Source organism: Streptomyces griseoflavus, from assembly GCF_014649995.1.
Lineage (GTDB): Bacteria > Actinomycetota > Actinomycetes > Streptomycetales > Streptomycetaceae > Streptomyces > Streptomyces griseoflavus.
On the sequence record NZ_BMUC01000006.1, the window covers coordinates 26,068 to 42,938 of the forward strand.

At 69.7% G+C, this 16,871-nt stretch carries 11 protein-coding genes and 2 pseudogenes; 6 read left to right on the forward strand and 7 right to left on the reverse strand.

Annotated features, from left to right (window positions below):
- The first annotated feature begins 111 nt into the window (after positions 1–111).
- Together IE172_RS14565 and IE172_RS34505 are read left to right on the forward strand one after the other, a co-directional pair.
- Positions 112–2,784, forward strand: coding sequence for an NACHT domain-containing protein (locus IE172_RS14565; protein WP_190097648.1), 2,673 nt, complete (start codon positions 112–114; stop codon positions 2,782–2,784).
- An 88-nt stretch (positions 2,785–2,872) separates the two neighbouring features.
- Positions 2,873–3,213 (forward strand): annotated as a pseudogene (locus IE172_RS34505) (transposase); the annotation flags it as partial.
- A gap of 430 nt (positions 3,214–3,643) precedes the next feature.
- Here the strand turns inward: IE172_RS34505 and IE172_RS14570 are convergent.
- The 3 genes from IE172_RS14570 to IE172_RS14580 form a co-directional block, all read right to left on the reverse strand.
- Positions 3,644–4,183 (reverse strand): GNAT family N-acetyltransferase, encoded by a 540-nt coding sequence (locus tag IE172_RS14570; protein WP_190097649.1) that lies wholly within the window; start codon positions 4,181–4,183, stop codon positions 3,644–3,646.
- Between the two features lie 399 nt (positions 4,184–4,582).
- Complete coding sequence (locus tag IE172_RS14575) at positions 4,583–4,936, reverse strand: hypothetical protein (RefSeq protein ID WP_125537126.1); 354 nt, start codon at positions 4,934–4,936, stop codon at positions 4,583–4,585.
- 61 nt (positions 4,937–4,997) lie between these two features.
- Complete coding sequence (locus IE172_RS14580; RefSeq protein ID WP_190097650.1) at positions 4,998–7,148, reverse strand: AAA family ATPase; 2,151 nt, start codon at positions 7,146–7,148, stop codon at positions 4,998–5,000.
- Between the two features lie 303 nt (positions 7,149–7,451).
- Here IE172_RS14580 and IE172_RS14585 point away from each other — a divergent pair, with 303 nt between their 5' ends.
- Positions 7,452–8,834, forward strand: a complete 1,383-nt coding sequence (locus IE172_RS14585) for a sensor histidine kinase (RefSeq protein ID WP_190097651.1) — start codon at positions 7,452–7,454, stop codon at positions 8,832–8,834.
- Between the two features lies 1 nt (position 8,835).
- Here IE172_RS14585 and IE172_RS14590 read toward each other — a convergent pair whose 3' ends face one another.
- Positions 8,836–10,809: a P-loop NTPase family protein gene (locus tag IE172_RS14590; protein WP_190097652.1), complete on the reverse strand. Its 1,974-nt coding sequence runs from the start codon at positions 10,807–10,809 to the stop codon at positions 8,836–8,838.
- A gap of 406 nt (positions 10,810–11,215) precedes the next feature.
- On the opposite strand from IE172_RS14590, the gene IE172_RS14595 reads away from it, so the two are divergent.
- The gene (locus IE172_RS14595; protein ID WP_229886065.1) at positions 11,216–11,938 is read left to right on the forward strand and encodes a hypothetical protein; all 723 of its coding nucleotides are present in this window, start codon (positions 11,216–11,218) and stop codon (positions 11,936–11,938) included.
- Positions 11,939–11,995: 57 nt separating this feature from the next.
- Here IE172_RS14595 and IE172_RS14600 read toward each other — a convergent pair whose 3' ends face one another.
- Positions 11,996–12,679 carry a response regulator gene (locus tag IE172_RS14600; RefSeq protein ID WP_190097654.1) on the reverse strand — a complete coding sequence of 228 codons (684 nt, stop codon included), beginning with the start codon at positions 12,677–12,679 and terminating at the stop codon, positions 11,996–11,998.
- A 527-nt stretch (positions 12,680–13,206) separates the two neighbouring features.
- Between IE172_RS14600 and IE172_RS14605 the strand changes: the two genes are divergently transcribed.
- Entirely contained in the window at positions 13,207–13,632 is a 426-nt protein-coding gene (locus IE172_RS14605; protein ID WP_190097655.1) for an OsmC family protein, read from the forward strand.
- Positions 13,633–14,191: 559 nt separating this feature from the next.
- Positions 14,192–14,969, forward strand: a pseudogene (locus IE172_RS14610) (IS256 family transposase); the annotation flags it as partial.
- A 570-nt stretch (positions 14,970–15,539) separates the two neighbouring features.
- On the opposite strand, the gene IE172_RS14620 reads toward IE172_RS14610, so the two are convergent.
- Positions 15,540–15,863 (reverse strand): putative quinol monooxygenase, encoded by a 324-nt coding sequence (locus IE172_RS14620; protein WP_190097656.1) that lies wholly within the window; start codon positions 15,861–15,863, stop codon positions 15,540–15,542.
- Between the two features lie 66 nt (positions 15,864–15,929).
- Complete coding sequence (locus IE172_RS14625; RefSeq protein WP_190097657.1) at positions 15,930–16,754, reverse strand: alpha/beta fold hydrolase; 825 nt, start codon at positions 16,752–16,754, stop codon at positions 15,930–15,932.
- Positions 16,755–16,871: the final 117 nt, after the last annotated feature.

The window sequence follows — 16,871 nt, forward strand, 5'->3', positions numbered from 1 at the left end:
GTGGTGGCGAATGTGGCAAGAACCCTCGGTGGGCTCATCAGCAGAGATAGCCTCGATTGCCGTTCAAGGGTGTGAAGTGAACAAGATTGAAGGGCCGGTTCAGGAGGTTCGGTGGGGGGCGCGGGCGAGCCTTCGGGCGAAGCGGCGAACACGGAGTTCAGACGGCTGCTCGCCGAGGCAAAAGCCGCGACCGGTATGACACAGAGCCAGCTGGCCAAAGCAGCAGGCGTCTCCAACGCGACCGTCAGCAACGCCTTGAACCGCTCTTCGGGGATGCCCTCGGCAGACACGCTGGACCGGCTCGCCACCGCCTTACGCATCCCAGGTGAGGCCCTGACGGTGTTGCACCGGCTGCGTCAGCAGGCCGACCGGCGCACTCGCCATCTGGACAACTACCTGGATGCGGCCCGTCGATCAGCGCAGGAGCATCCCTACCCCGGCGTCCTGCCGGGGATGATGCCCCCGCTGGCCTCGGTGTACTTGCGGCAGGTGGTCGACGCGAGAGGCGACCAGGCCGACGGGCCCTCTCAGCTGCTGCCCGCAGACCAGGTCCTGCTGGACGGCGAGATGTGCATGGTGCTGGCCGGGCCCGGCGGAGGCAAGTCCAGTCTGCTGCGCACCCGCCTGGCCGCGGGCATTCAACACTGGCAGCAGGGCACCGGAGAGGCAACGGTCCCGGTCCTCGTTCAGGCTGCGGCTCTCACCGGCCGGCGGCCACTGACCGACGCGCTGGCCGCGGCAGTCACGGAGGATCTGTCCACGTACGGCCTGTCTCAAGCTCTGCCCGCGGAGTTCTTTGCCGCTCCGCCGTACAAAGACGTCCCCTGGTTGGTGCTGGTCGACGGGCTCGACGAGGTGGCCGACCCCGCTGCGCGGCGTGCTGTGATCAGCACCATCACAGAGGTGCGTGACGACCACAAAGCCAGTCACTACCGCTTCGCCGTGGCGACGCGTCCCCTGCCTTTCGGCGAGCTCGATGCTTTCGACCGGGCCCCCGGTCCCGAAACCGGCGCTCGCGGCAACACGGAGCGCCCGCGGCGGTACACACTGCAGCCCTTCGCGGCCGATGATCTCCCGCACATCGCCCGTTCATGGTTCGAAGTCTTTCAACTCTCCGACGTCGACTCAGCCGTGGCGCGTTTCCTCGAATCCCTGGCCGGCACCGGACTGAACGATCTGGCACGCACGCCGCTGATGGCCTCCATGTTGTGCCAGCTACACGCCACTCACCCGGACACCCCCCTGCCCACCAACCGGGGAGCGGTCTACCGGGCATTCACCGATCTGCTCAATGAGCGCCAGCACCTCGGCGCCGGAGGCGTCCGCACCCAGACGCGCCTGCTGTTCGACCGCTATGGCAAGACCGCCCTGGCCCACGCCGAAGCAGCCTTGGACCGCATGCCGGCGCTGATCGCACAGCACGCCGCACGGCGTCTGGTGGGCCACTGGTCCGACCCCGTCGACGCCATCTCGACGGATCCCGACGCTCAGCCCGCGCCCGTCGTATCGGCGTCGGTGTGGCGGGCATTCCTCGAGGGAAGCCTGAGGCGCAGCGGTCTCATGACCACCCGTGGCGGCCGGCTGGACTTCCTGCACCAGACCATGCTGGAGTACCAGGCAGCCCAGCACGCGACCCGCACACCCGAAGCGGCGTCACGTTCCTTGCGGACCCTCTTCCGGCCGCAGCATCGCCTTCTGCCCGGATGGGCTACTCGCTACCGGGTCCCCCGGCATGTCGACGCCTCTTACATCGGGTTCCTCCTGGATGCGGCGCCACCCGCTTCCGCCGGAGACATCGCTTCGATCCTCACCCATCTGGTTTCCCGCTCCGACATGGACGGCTGCATCCTCATCTCCGATCTCGCCCTGCTCAGTACGTCACTCCCCGAGCATGCGGTCGGCCTCGCCTCTGCACGGTTCCGCTCGGTGGCCGGCGACCCCACGGCACCTGCGTCCCGGCGAGTCGCAGCCGCCGAGGCCCTCATCGGCCTGGCCGGCCATGTCGGCACAGATCTACTGCACAGCCTGGCAAGCGATCCAGCGCTGCGGAGCAGCGCCCGCACCAACGCCGCGCAAGCGCTGGTCGACCGCAGCGACGATCGGTGCAGCACGCTGCTTGAGACGCTGACCACCAGTCCTGACCTCGAGCCGGACGCCCGCGTGTGGGCCGCGGAGAAGCTCCTGGCCGTGGACAGAACGCGTGGGATCGCCGGACTCGGCGCGCTCGGCCGCGACATCTCTCTTCCCGGACGGACCCGCAGATGGGCAGCCGGAAGGCTGTGCGAGTACGACCGCGCAGGCGGGATTCGCTTGCTGCTGCTCCTGGCGTGTGACCCTGCCCTGGGTCCCGCAGATCGCCTGCACGCCGCAAACGATCTGCTCGAGGTGGACGGCTCGGCCGCCGCGGACCTGCTCGAGGCGTTCGCCCTCGACCCAGCACTCGACCGCACGCACCGCGTCAGCGCAGCCCACTCGTGCGTCCGGCTGCTGGGCTCCGGCGCGGCCGGCCTCCTCCGCGTACTCGCGCTTGACGCCTCGTTGATCGGCTACGACAGAGTGTGGGCCGCCGACACGCTGCTGGCCATCGATGGCGTGACCGGCTCGGAGATCCTCGAAGCTCTCAGTCAGGCCGACGGTCTGCACGAGGATGACCGCAGATGGGTACGGGACAGTCTCAGGCACCTGACCCCTGAAGCCGGCGACACCCCCAGGGGGACGACGCAGGACCCGGACAGTGCCTGTGACGGCGACGGACCGTCGCCGTCAACGGAGGCTCCCCCCTGACCACGTTCCTGGCAGCCTGCCAAGCGCTCAGGCGCCGTCGCCCGAGCTGGAGCGTGTCTCCCTGACCTGCTTGTCGGTCGATCGTGATGTGTCTGTCCGGTGGATGATCACGGATGCGAGGTGCGACCGGAGCGAGCCGTTGACTCCGGCCGAGCCGGTCCGAGGTCGGCATGGCCCGACCACCGGCGAACCTTGGAGGTCTCGCGTGGACGTGCCATGCAGGCTCGCCCTGGCGGACCTGCCGGATGAGTTGGCCTCCTTCCGGACCGCTCACAAGCGGCTGCTCAGACGGGCCATGGACGGCACTGGGGAACGGATCCTCGACGTCCTGGCAGCGGCCGGGCGCTGACGACATCGGCTGGACCGAGTCGGTGGACTCGACTTGTCTGCCGAGTTCACCAGCACGCCGCCGGAGCCAGGAAACAAGGGGGCCGTTTCCGGCCGTCCCGTTGACAGGGCTCGGACTTCCGTCGTCCAGCAGGGGACTCGTCATCCGATGACGGCGTGCGGCTCACGAAGGCTGAGCACGCCGGAATCGGCGCGCTCGGAACTCGTCACACGATCTTGGCTACGCGTCCGGGCGCTTTCCGCAGTAGGCACTCACGGTCCCGGCCGGCTTTCGCTGGAAGGCCCGGAGGATCAGAAGTGTGGCCTCATCGATGAGCCCCGTGGTCGTTAGCCACTCGACGCCCCAGCCGACGAGGTCGAGCAGATCTCGAGCGCCCACAAACCCCATACCGCGGTGAGTTGCTCGCTGCACCGAGCCGGCGCAGCCCCTTCACACGGCGGAGGCTTACCGGCCGTGAGTCGGCACCATGCACCGTCCGGTCGCATCAGTGGAGAGGATGTGCTGCCTCGGTCAGCTCCATCGGGGCTGCTCGACGGAGACTGTGAGGTCGGCGGTCGAGCGGTGAACGGCGGGCCGGGAGGCACCGAGCGTCCTCAGGATTCTCAGCATGCGCACGTTGTCCAAGCCGGTCACGACACTCATGGAGCAGCAGCCGAAGGTGCGGGCCTGCTCCCGGGCGTACTGCGCCAGCGTGGTGCCCAGGCCACGGCTCTGCCACGGGTCCTCGATCATGATGCCGAGTTCGGCGGTGCTGGGCTCGGTCGTGCGGACCAGGTTGGTGGTCGCGATGAGTCGCTGTGGATCGTCCTCCGGGTGGGTGACCCAGGTGAGGCCCAGGCCGGGGCGGGTCAGGTGGTGGAACTCGCCCCGGCGCAGGGAACGCCGGGCGGCCTGGTAGCGCGCGAAGCGCGTCTCGAGCGAGCAGCGGTTGTGCAGCGCGTTCACCGCGTCGAAGTCATCGAGCGTAGCGGGACGGGTGAGGGTGCGGGTCCCGGTGTGCGGCAGGCAGGGGCGATGGGGTGCGGTGGTCGTCGGAGCGGGGGCGGGCATAGTGGTCCTCGGCTTGGAGTCAGGGAAGGCGGGGGCAGGGCACGGTGCAGGAGTGCGGCAACCGCCGACAGCCGTTGCGGGGCCACCGACCGGGGCTCGTCACCGTCAGTTGCAGTGTCGTCCCCCGTGACAGGATCCCGGCCCCTTGGAAGGGAGTCGTTCCCGTGCGGGCCCGGCCGGAGCGGGAGGCTGTCGTCCATGACGAAGCTGACCGTCGAAGCATGGTGCTCAACAGCCGTGTCGGCGACACTGCCGAACGACACGGACTGTTCGGAACACGCGCCCCGCGCCCCGCTCACCGACACGACCTCTCGGTCCGGGGCCGCAGCAGCGTTCCGAACTCAGGGGAACCCCGGGCCGTCACAGATCAAGGTTCACCGGACTACGGGAGAGGGACACTCACGCGTCGGGGTCCTGGTGGTAGGCGTGACGGTCGGTGTGTGGGCCTCGGGAGGACGTGAGGAACCGGAGGGCCGACGCGACGAGCACGGTGATCAGAAGGGCGACGCTGAGCAGGAAGGTCCATTCGACCCACGCACCGCCGGACCGCCCCTCCTCGAACGCTGAGAACAGCCGTGCGCCCACGGGGTAGGAGATCATGCAGACGATGACGAGGGGCCAGAAGGACAACACCTTCAGAGGCTTGGTCCATGCGGTGAGGGCAAGGGCCACAACAGCGACCAGGGCGACGAGAACATGCATGCGATCCATGAGCCGATCCTTTCGCGCGGAATCCGCTGCGATCTCGGCCACCAGGAGGAATTGCACCTAGTCCGCGAAGCATAGACCCGCACGAGGGTGCCGCCCTCGTGCGTCAGCAATCCACGCGGCTCTGTTCCCGGTCGCCCACGGAGGAGGTGTACCCGTCCGGCACACCGGACGCGTACACCTCCTCATGCCACAGACGAGCCGAGACGCGCTCGACCGCAGTCCTGAGATGACGGCGGTAGGTGCTCAGTGACACACCCAGTCGTTCGGCCGCTGCCCGGTGCGTGGTCGTCCCTTCGACGAACGCGGTCACCGCGGCCTGGTGCGGTCCGTGCCCGCCTTGCTCCTCGGCCAGCTCGTAGACGGCCTGTTGAAGCACGGCCGCCAGGTCTTCACCGCCTACGGCAGCCACCCGGCTACGCCGCAACGGATTCAGCGCGAGCTCCGACGGCCGCCGCAACGCCCGCAGTCCCGCGTGCACGGCGTCGGCGAACTCCCGCTCGGACAGTACCCCCGTCGGCGTCCGCGCCTCATCCGTGCGGACGAGGCCGGCACCGTTCACCCGATGACAGGGGTCGCGGCCGTCGCCCTCACCCGACACGGAGCGCAGCAGCCCGCGCCGCCAGTCGGAAGCGGGAAAGACCCGCACGTCACGGGCGAACAGACGCTGGGGAACGCCACCGACGTCCCAGCGGTGCTCCGTGGGAAGCAGCCCGTGCCGGCGCAGCGCCCCGTCCCAGACGCCGTCGTCCCGGAGCACGAAGAACACCCAGGCCGGTCCGCCGGTCCGCACGGTCTCCGCGACGAGGCACCGCAGCGACAGCGCCAAGGCCGATGAGGCGTCCCGTCGCTCTCGCGAGCCGGCGTGGAAGCGGGCCACCGAGATCCGCTCGTCCGCCCGCAGCGGCCCGTGCCGCCGGACGTGGTCCCAGACGGCGGCGACCACGGGATCCGCTGTCTCCCCTTCGTACGCCGTCAGCCTCAGCCAGGCCGAACAGGCTCGCGGTGGGCCGTACGGGACTGGCCGTCGGACCCTGAACGCCTCCGGCTGGTGACGCAGCCAGAACCGTGCGTTCTCCGCGGACTCCGGCCCTTCGCAGTCCGCGATCAGGCCGAGCACGGTGGCCTCGTCCACAGGTCTGCACGCCTCGTCCTCGTGGCTGCCCCGCGCGGTCCACTCATGGGCGGGTGGCAGCACCGTGATGTCCCGGTACAGGCGGTGCAGGGCTGCCGCAGCGTCCAGGGCGCGGTCGAAAGGCACGGTGCGTATCTGCTCCACCAGGTGGTCGTGCAGGCGCTCGTGCAGAGCGGTGAACCCGTCGGGGTCGTTCCATCTGGCGTCGTGCTCGACCGTGTTGCGTACCGCCTCGTCCAGCAGCAGGCCGCATCCGACGGCCGTCACCCAGGGCTGCGCGCGCAGCCACGCGAACGACTGGGCCGCCGCGCCGGCGCCGAGTTCGGCGCGCAGCAACTCCTCCGTGACGGTCCCCGCCCGGGCGGTCACCTGCAGAGTCCGTCGGTGCTGCTCGGTGGGAAGGCCGCCGACGAGACGGTGGAACAGGACCGCGGTCAGCCGTCGGGAGACGCCCCCGTCCATGGACCACCCTGCTTCCCCACCTGTGCGGGCGGCGGCCGCGACCAGGGACAGAGCCAGGGGATTGCCGCCCGCGAACTCCCGCACGGAGACGTTCAAAGGTGGCGGCACGTCCTGGTCGCCCAGGACCCTCTTGGTCTCCTCCGCACTGAGCGCGGGCAACTTCATCGACCGAGCGCAGGCGGCCCAGCCGGGATCGGTTCTCCAGCCGGGCTGCGGCGGGGTCCTGGACGCCATGACCACGACCGCATCACCCGGCACGTCGGGCAGGAAGCTCTCGCGCAGCCACGCCTCCAGCCCGGTGCACCGCTCCAGGCTGTCGACCAACAGGACGGGTGCGGGATCGTCAAGAACATCACGGAACGCATCCAGGCGACCGCAGGCGTCCGCCGGCGTCCTCGCACCGTCCACCCACACCACCGACCGGCCGGCGGCGGTCGCGTCCAAGGACAGGCGGTGCAGCAGGGCGGACTTACCGATACCGCCGGGCCCGTGCACGAAGAGGACGGGACGGGCTTCGGCTTCTCCCGCCAGCGCCGCTCGGAACGCTTTCCGCTCGGCCGCCCTGCCGACGAAGGCCCGGGCACGTGCGGCGGCCACGTGCTCGCCGAGCAGACCGCCACCACAGGAGCCGACGGGGTCCGTGGCGTTGCTGCCGCTCACCGGGTCGGCTCGGGTAGGGACTGGTCCCGGACTCACCGGAACTCCTCTGCGAAGGGATCGGTCAACCCCTCCAGTCCAACCGTCCCGGTCGTCCGCGAGCTCCGCATTCGAGGCGAACTCGGGGATCAGCCGACCGGACGAGGTCGCTCTCCTGCTCGTCCTGGAGAACGAGTACGTGCACCCGGAAGCTCCTGCACAGACATCGGACTGTCCGCGCTCGCGCTGACCCACGGACGAGGGGTACGCCGTCTTCCGGTGTCCCGGCGGGCCGCTGTCGGCCGGCGCGGTCTACCGTGGACCGTCATGAGCGCACTGAACTCGTGGCCGCGCCGCCGTCTGCCCCCCGCCCTGACCGACCTGGCCCTGGGCGTTCTCCTGACGGGCTGGTGCCTGGCCCTGCCCTCCCTGGTCCCTGCGAGCGAGGCCCTGCACAACGCGCCGGGCGGCTGGTGGGTCGCGCTCATCCTGGTCTGCGGTGCGCCCATTACCGTTCATCACCGGTTCCCGCTGGCGAGCCTCGTGGTTGTCGCGGTCACCTGCAGCATCCTCCAGGCGTTGGGTTACGTCCCTCACCTCGTGGGGCCGCAGGGGACCGCGATCAGCCCCACCTACCTGTGCGCCGCGACTGCCCTGTTCCTGACCGCCGTGCGGACCGAGCGCCGCACCGCCGCTCTTGTGGCGCTCCTCCACGTTCCGGCACTGTCCGTGACGGAAGCCGTGCTGGCGCCCGCGGGTCACTGGCTTGCCGCGGGCATGACCGAGGCGGTGCTGACGGCCGCGGCCTGGTCCCTCGGCCGGCTGGTACGAACCCGGACCGCCATGCAGGATCAGGCGCTGGAGCGCGCCAAGGCGCTGGAGGGTGAACAGCTCGCCAAAGCCCGTGCCGCCGTCATGGAGGAACGCGCGCGCATCGCCCGGGAACTGCACGACATCGTCGCCCACAACGTCAGCCTCATGATCGTGCAGACCATCGCCGCCGACCGGGTCCAGGCCCGCGACCCGGAGAAGGCCCACGAACTGCACCGCACCATCGAGGAGACCGGCCGGGCCACCGTCGCCGAGCTACGGCAACTGCTGGACGTGCTCCGCACCGACGACGAGGACGACACCGACCCCAGCAAGCAGCCACCGCAGCCCACCATCGACGCCATCCCGGCGCTGCTGGAGTCGGTACGTGCCGCCGGTCTCCAGGTCCACTGCGCCATCAGCGGGGAACCGGCCGACCTGTCGGCCGGATCGCAACTGGCGGTCTACCGGATCGTGCAGGAAGCCCTCACCAACACGCTCAAGCACGCGGGCCGCACCCGCACCGCCGTCACGCTGGCGTGGGAGCACGACCGTCGCATGCTCTCCTTGAGGATCTGCGACGCGGGCCCCGGCGAGCAGGCCGCGCCTTCACCGGCCCACGTCTTCGACCGGGGGGCGGGGCACGGGCTGGTCGGGATCCGGGAACGGGTCGCGGCCATGGGCGGCACACTGCACACCGGTCACCGGCCCGGAGGCGGTTACTGTGTGCATGCCGCCCTCCCCCTTCCGTCCGTGTACGGCCCGCCCCCGCCGGACGACCGGAGCTCCTGCGTCCTCGCCGATCCCGTTGGCCACGAGGACGGCACCGGGTCCCACGACGACGGCACCGGGTCCCACGACGACGAGGCCGGGACCGTCCTCGCTCTCCCGGTCACCTGAGTCAACGCCGCGGCCGGTCCGCGGGTGACAGCAGCGGGGTTCCGGACAGTTCGTGCTCCCACATGATCCGCGTGATCCGGTGTGTCGCCCACGCCAGGTGGCGGCGGTAGGTGCTGAGGGGAAGCCCCAGGCGCCGAGCGGCGGCCGCCTGCGTCGAGGCCCCTTCGACGTAGGCGGCGGTCGCCGCCCGGTAGCCCTTGTCACCACCGCGCTCGAGCGGCAGGCTGCCGATCGCGCTGGTGACCACGTCCTTGAGACCCATGCCGTGCGCCAGGACGAGACGACTGCGCTGGAGCGGGTTGAGCGCCAGCTCACGTGGCCGGTGCAAGGCTCGCAGAGCGGCCTTCACGGCGACGGCGAACTCCTCCTCGCCCAGCACCAGGATCTCCGCCGCCGTGCACGATTCCTTCCCGGAGCGGGCTGGACCAGGAGCGGCGCCGGTGAGCAAGGGAGCGTTCGCCGCACCCCCCAACACCGCGGGCAGGGCACGCCGGTCGCAGGCGAAGAGACGGTGACGGTGGCCGTCGACGGTCACCGTGCCGGCCGTCGGTTCCATGGCGTGGTGGCGCAGATGAGAGTCCCAGAAGCCGTCGTCGCGCAGGACGGCGAACGCCCAGGCCAGTCTGTCGTCGCGGATGATGTCCCCCACCATGCGCCCGAGGGACGCGTCCATCACGGGGGAGGGACGGTGATCGCCGTACTCGCCGACGTGGAACCGCGCCAGCGCGATGTGCTCGCCGGCCCGCACCGGACCGTGCTTCCTGGTGTGCGCCCAGGCGGCGGCGACGACCGGGTCCTCCGCCTCCCCTTCGAAGGGCATGAGCCTCAACCACGCCGAACCTCCGACGTCCTCCTCACCAGGTCCGAGGCGTTGCAGAAGGAAGGACTCGGGCTGCTTGCGCAGCCAGTGCGCGGCCATGCGCGCCGACTCCGGTCCCTCCTGGCGGCGTATCCGGCGGATCAGCGTCGCCTCGTGCCCGACCGCGCGGGGCAGCTCTTCGGCCCGGCCGCCCGACGCCCGGCCGTGCGCATCTGCCAGAAAGCGCCCGGAGCGGTGGAGGAACCGCAGGTCCCCCACGGTCTCGAGGACGCGGGAAGCGGGCCCGAGCCTCGTCCGTTCGAGCAGGTGGCCCCGGATCCTCCGGTGCAGTTCTGCGAATCCGGCCGGATCACGCCAGCGTAGATCGGCTCTCAGCGCCTCGCGTACGACGGCGTGGGGGGCCACACCGAGCCGGGTGGTCTGGACGAACGGCTGGTCGCGCAGCCAGAGGAAGAGATCCTCGCCCTGGTCACCGAGGACCGCCCGCAGCAACGCCACCGAAGTGACACGGGCCTGGGCGCACACGTCCAGGGCTGCCTGGTGAGCCTCGTCGGGCGGGGTACCGACGAGGCGGCGCAGCAGAGTGGCGACGGCGTCCTGGCCCAGCGGAGGATCCGCGTGATCGGCACCGCCATCGGTCTCCGTGCGCACCGCCGCCTCCGCAGCCAGGGCGAGAGCCAGGGGGTGCCCTCCGGTGAACTCCAGCAGGGCGTCGTGCAGGTGAGGGAGCACGCCTCGCTGCCGGAGGAACGCCGCTGCGTCGGGCTTGCTCAGACCGCCGAGGGGCAGTACACGCAGCAGCCCCGTCCAGCCCGGGTCGGCCGGCCAGTGAGGGTCAGGCTCGTGGCGGCTCGCCACGACGACCACGGTGCCCCAGGGGAGGCGGGGTAGGCACTCCTCACGCAACCAGTCCTCCAAGGACCGGCAGTGCTCGAAGGAATCGACGAGCAGAACGGCTCCAGGCTCCCGCGTGACGGGACGTACGGCACGCGTGAACGCATCGGCGGTCGCCGGCGTGGTCCGCCCGTCGACCCGTACGACGGTGCGGCCTGCGGCACGGGCCTCCAGCGCGAACCGGCGCAAGAGCATCGACTTGCCCGTGCCCTCCGGACCGTGCAGGTAGAGAACGCAGGCGGCGCCGGATGCTCCGTGCAACGCTGCGCGGAAGAAGTGGAGCTCATGCCTGCGTCCGAGGAATGAACGCTCCCGGACTCGTTCCAACCGCCGGCCCAGGCTGCCGCCGCGCGTGCTCACTCACTCCGCCTCTCCGTCTCGCCCGACGCGCCCGGGCCGCTGACCGCGACAGCGCGGAGCGCGGCCGCGACGGGAGTACTCCGAGAGGAGCATATGCGTCCGTGGATCACCAAGAGCGGCCGCCCACGAGGGGCGGAGAGTTCGTCGCCCCTGCACCCTCGGCGGCCGCCGTTGAGCACAGGTGAGCACATGACGACCACCGCTTGAGCAGCCGGTGGCGCGCGGGGGTGCCGAGCATGGAACGGACCCGCCACACGAGTACCACCCCCCGCCACACGAGTACCACCCCCACCCCACCCCCATGCCCATGCCCATGCCCACAACTGCGATGTCCTCCTCCTGCCCCGTCGATGTCGTCCTCTCACTGCGCCGGCAGAAGACAGCCCGTCTGCTGCGCACCATGCGCCCGTACCACGTGCTGCCGGCCCTGTCCCACTCATGGGGTTCCGCACCGGCCTACATGTCGCTGCTGCGCAGGCCCGACGGACTGACCGTCCTCGATGTGTCAGAGGACGGCGGAACGGACCGACTTGAGCAGCGCGTGCGCGTGCTCAGCACGATCTCCTCGGTCGTGGTGCTGGCCCCCCGGGACGTGGACGTGGTCGCCACGCTGCGTGCGGGGGCCGTCAACGTGCTCCCCCGGGACACCCCTCCTAGGGAGTTGGCCGGACGGATCGTCGCCGAACGCAGGTGGATCGATCTCTCTTCGAGGCGTCAACGCCTGCGGGCACCGTCCCGGAGTCGTCCGCAGGTCGTGCCTCACCAGGCTTCTCAACAGGTGTTGTTGGAACTTCTGAGCCTGCCTTCCCGTGAGTGGTGTTGTCACGATCTGGGTCTGCTGCTCGGCACCGCCGGGGAGCCGGTGAGCAAACGGGCGCTGCAAGCCCGTGTGATGCGTCTGAACGGACGTCTGACGCCGTACGGGGTCTCTGTCGACGCCGTACATCGGTGGGGCCGGACCAGGTACACGGGTATGCGCGAGGTCGTTCCGTACGAAGTGCCGCCCGCGCAGTTGCCGTTGCGCCTCTGATCTCGCGCCCCGCGCTGACGACTCGTTCGTGGGAGGCCGTCAGGGAGGAGCAGCCTGTCAGCGGACGGTGGAAGCGTGCCCGACCGGTGTGACCAGGCCGGCGTCGTAGGCCAGGATCACCGCTTGCACCCGGTCACGCAGGTGGTACTTCTCCAGGATATGAGCGATGTGTGTCCTGACCGTGTTCTTGCTGACGTCCAACTCCTGAGCGATCTCCTCGTTGGACAGCCCCCGACTCAGCGCACGCAACACGTCGACCTCGCGGGCCGTGAGATGCTCCAGCCGCCTGGACGCGGCCCCGACGGCCGGCTGAGGCAGACGGGCGAAGCGGTCCAGAAGCCGCCGAGTGACACGGGGGGACAGGACCGCGTCACCGGCGGCCACCATCCTTACCGCCTCCACCAGAGACTGTGCGGGCCCGTCCTTGAGCAGGAAACCGACGGCCCCAGCCCTGAGAGCGTCCAGGACGTGCCGATCCAGGTCGAAGGTGGTCAACATCACGACCTGGGCTTCCGCACCGGACTCCACGATGCGCCGGGTGGCCTCGACACCGTCCGTGCCGGGCATGCGGACGTCCATCAGGACGACGTCCGGCCGCACGGCGAAGACCTGCTCAACAGCGGAGTCGCCGTCGGACGCCTCGCCGACAACGGCGATGTCCGGTTCGCATTCGAGGATGAGACGGAAACCGGTGCGGATCATCTGCTGGTCGTCGACCAGCAGAACGCGGACGGACTCCATGGAAGAGGCTTCCTTCGTGCGGTGCACCGGCGTGCGGTGCGGGTGAAACGGGCGGCCGTCGACTGCCGCCCCGAGCAATGCGCCGATGACGAGCATGTGTACCGGCTCTCGATGACGACAGATCACGATATCTGCACGGGTCGTCCGGGACGCGCTGGGTCGATGCGTGCAGCGTGACGCAGCCGACGTGGAGAGACGAGATGGCACGCTGCTCCGGCCTGGCGACTGATCAAGCCGACCCGAGAGGGTTGCTCCAGCAACTGAGGAATCATCTGTCGGAGCTCTTACCATTCTCCTTACTGCCTCACATGCCCCTACAGCATGCAGTACACGCTTACGCAGAAGTAAACCACGATCAACTTCGTGAAGCGTGCCGCCCGGGCGAGGGCCTGCGTTCGCGGGCGGTGCTGACACCGCACGACCGCCGGTATCGCCGTGGGACACCGTGCCGCCGTGCCACGTCCTCCTGTGATCCGATGGGCTCGCTGCCCCGATCAGGGGCCGAAGGCTCAACGAAGGGAACCACCGTGGCAACCACGCGCTCCGCGCACACCGTCTGGGAAGGCAACCTGCTCGAGGGCAACGGCGTCGTCACCTTCGACTCGTCCGGCATCGGCGAGCAGCCGGTGTCGTGGCCGTCGCGCGCCGAGCAGGCGAACGGCGGGACCAGCCCGGAGGAGCTGATCGCCGCCGCCCACTCCAGTTGCTTCTCCATGGCACTGTCGCACGGCCTGACCGGCGCCGGCACCCCGCCCACCAAGCTCACGACCTCCGCCGACGTCACCTTCCAGCCCGGCGAGGGCATCAAGGGCATCCACCTCACGGTGGAGGGCACCGTCCCCGGCCTCGGCAACGACACCTTCGTCGCCGCCGCCGAGGACGCCAAGAAGAACTGCCCGGTCAGCCAGGCCCTGACCGGCACGACCATCACCCTGACCGCGAAGCTGGCCTGAAACAGGGGCGGGGACCGGCCACATGACGCGTCGGGCGGAGCCGGTTCTGCAACGGAACTGCGGTGCAGTCCCCCAGAGGTCTGACTCACGCACCCGCTGAAGACGCGTAGTGGCGATTCGAAGTGGGCAGGCCACGGCGTTGCCACCGGAAGCCGGCGCGGCCTCGCCGGCCTGCCACCCTCACGGGCGGCGGGCCGGCCCCGTCTTATCGTCCCTTGTCTGCTCGGCGCAGGGGACGTGCCGTCTTCCGGCCGTATGCTCGTGCCGAGGTCGTCCAGCGGGCCGTCGGCGGTCATCACCACGATCGCAGCCGTCACCGTGGCCAACCCGACCGGCAGCATGACCACACGCGGCCAGCTCAGCGGCCCACGACGCGGTCGGCACCAACGGGCTCGACATCCTGCCTGCCCTCGCGGCAATCACCGCTGACGTCGTCCAACCAGTAGGCGCCCGTCAGTTGAGCGAACGTCACACCATCTCCGTCATCTCCCAGAAGGCTCATACCTGAGACAACGACGCACCCCCACATGGGCTACCGCCCTCCACGACTCGGCTGACCGTGACCACACAGACCAGCGACCTCGAGCTCGCGATCCCGACACTGCGGGCCGGAAGCTTCCTCCCCAGCCTGCTGGAACGCCGGCGGCGCATCGACCAGGCCCTCTACGCGGTCATCATGGCGGCCTACGTTCACGGCGTCTCCACTCGCTCGGTCGACGACCTGGTCAAAACCCTCGGCTCCGATACCGGGATATCGAAAGACGAGGTCTCCAGAATCTGCGTCGAGCTCGGCAAACAGCTCGACGCCTTCCACACCCGGCCGCTGGACCCCATCCGGTTCCCCTACCTGTTCCTCGACGCCACCTACGTCAAGGCCCGCGTCGACCACCGCATCGTCTTCCAGGCCGTCGTCATCGCCACCGGCGTCACCCCGGACGGCGGCCGCGAAGTCGTCGGCGTCACGGTCGGCGACAGCGAGAGCGAAGATTTCTGGGCCCAGTTCCTGCGTCACCTGCAAGAACGCCGCGTGAGTGGCGTCCGCCTGGTCATCTCCGACAGCGACAGCGGTCTGGTCAAAGCGATCCGCAAGGTCATGCTCGGCGCCGCCTGGCAGCGCTGCCGGGTCCACTTCGTCCGCAACGTCTTCGCCGTCATACCGAAAGGCTCGGCGGAGATGGTCGCCGCGTGCGATCCGCACAATCTTCGCCCAGCCCACTGCGGACGCCGGCCGCACCCAGCTCGCCACCGTCGCCGACATGCTCCGCCGACCGTTCCCCAAAGTCAGAGAGATGCTGCTGGAGGCCAAGGCAGATCTGACCGCGTTTGCAGACTTTCCCGCGCTCTTCGACGAGCCGTAGGCGGCGAGCGGACACTGCGACTCGACCCGCCCCGGGTCGTGGGTCAGCGTGAACGACCCCAGACCGCTGGTGACGTTGACGACGGACGGGGTAATTGCCTTACGCAGCAGGGGCAGCAATGCGTGCGTGACGCGCACCAGGCCGAAGCCGTTGGTTTCGTAGACGTGGCGGACTGGTCGGCCGTCATGTCCTTGGGCGTGGTCACTTCGCCGAGGCTCCCGGCGTTGTTGACGAGCATATCCAGGTGGCCCCGCCCGAGCGCGCAGCGCCTCGACCGCCGCGCCGAGCCGGTCGGCGGGCTAGCGTCCGTTTCCGGCGTCCCGGGCGCCGATCCAGACCCTCTGGCCCGCCTGTACGAGTCGGCGCGCGATCTCGTGGCCGAGGCCCCTGTTGCCGCCGGTGATCAATGTGGTGGTCGCGTCGTGTCCCTCCTGTGCGTGTCGTCGGAGCGGGTGCTCCCGGTAAGCGGTCACCGGAAACACCCGAGGGATTGGTTCCGCGGCGGTGTGCTCCGGCGGCGTCGATCCCGACCTCGGCCGGCGCCCTGCTCTAGTGGGCGGGGCGGAACGGGCGCAGCAGGCGGATGCCGTCCTCGATGGATCCGTCGATGAGTTCGAGCATCTGCGGGACGAGTTCCTGCATCCGGGGCGCGGCGAGGTGGGCGTCGAGGTGGGCGCGGGTCTCCCAGCGTTCGTAGATGACGAATTCGCCAAGTCGGCCCTCGACTTCGTGGGCTTCGTAGTCGATGTTGCCGGGGTCGTTGCGCGAGGGGGTGACGGCGGCGGTGATGAACGCCTTGAGGTCGTCCTCCCTGCCCGCCTTCGCCTTCGCGTCCCAGACGACGGTCACGTAGCCGGTGGGTGTTGCGGTCATGGTGATTCCTTCTCTGTTCCGTGTTGTGTTCCGTGCTGACGGGCTGTGTGTCGGTACCGGGCCGGGTCAGCTCTCGATGAAGTCGAGGAGGTCGGCGTTGACGGTGTCGGCATTGACGGTGCATATGCCGTGCGACAGCCCCGGGTAGACCTTCAGGCGTGCGTTCTTGACCAACGTGACCGCCACCTCGGCGGAGTTGGCGATCGGGACGATCTGGTCGTCGTCGCCGTGCACGATGAGCGTGGGCACGTCGATCGCCCGGAGGTCGTCGGTGAAGTCGGTCTCCGAGAACGCCTTGACCCCCTCGTGGTGCGCCTGCGCACTGCCGGTCATTCCCTGGCGCCACCAGTTCTGGATGACGCCCTGGGAGATGTCCGCGCCCGGGCGATTGAACCCGTAGAACGGCCCGGAGGCGAGGTCGAGGTAGAACTGGGAGCGGTTGGTGGCCACGGCCTCGCGGAAGCCGTCGAAGACCTCGACCGGCAGCCCTCCCGGGTTCGATTCCGTCTGGACCATGAGCGGCGGGACCGCTCCGACGAGGACGGCCTTGGCGACCCGCCCGGCACCGTGCCTGGCGACGTACCGGACGACCTCTCCCCCACCGGTGGAGTGACCGATGTGGACGACGTCGCGCAGGCCGAGGTGCGCCACCACGGCGGCGGCGTCCGCCGCGTAGTGGTCCATGTCGTGCCCGTGGCCGACCTGGGCGGAACGCCCGTGCCCTCGGCGGTCGTGGGCGATGACACGGTAGCCCCGCTGGACGAGGAACAGCATCTGCGCGTCCCAGTCGTCCGAGCTCAACGGCCAGCCGTGGTGGAACATGACCGGCCGGCCCGAGCCCCAGTCCTTGTAGAAGATCTCGGTTCCGTCGCCGGCGGTGACGAACGGCATGGTCTGCTCCTCGTGGTCTCGCCCGGGTAGCGGGCGGTTTCGATGTCTCCACGAGAATGGCTCGGGCACCATACCGACAGCCTCCGTCAGCTGACTGACATCCGGCCGACGGCTCGC

Bases quoted from the DNA above. Each gene is read 5' to 3' on its own strand.
- IE172_RS14570 (WP_190097649.1), bottom strand. From the start codon at position 4,183: ATGCCCGCCCCCGCTCCGACGACCACCGCACCCCATCGCCCCTGCCTG.
- IE172_RS14600 (WP_190097654.1), bottom strand. From the start codon at position 12,679: ATGGAGTCCGTCCGCGTTCTGCTGGTCGACGACCAGCAGATGATCCGC.
- IE172_RS14595 (WP_229886065.1), top strand. From the start codon at position 11,216: ATGCCCATGCCCACAACTGCGATGTCCTCCTCCTGCCCCGTCGATGTC.
- IE172_RS14625 (WP_190097657.1), bottom strand. From the start codon at position 16,754: ATGCCGTTCGTCACCGCCGGCGACGGAACCGAGATCTTCTACAAGGAC.
- IE172_RS14585 (WP_190097651.1), top strand. From the start codon at position 7,452: ATGAGCGCACTGAACTCGTGGCCGCGCCGCCGTCTGCCCCCCGCCCTG.
- IE172_RS14620 (WP_190097656.1), bottom strand. From the start codon at position 15,863: ATGACCGCAACACCCACCGGCTACGTGACCGTCGTCTGGGACGCGAAG.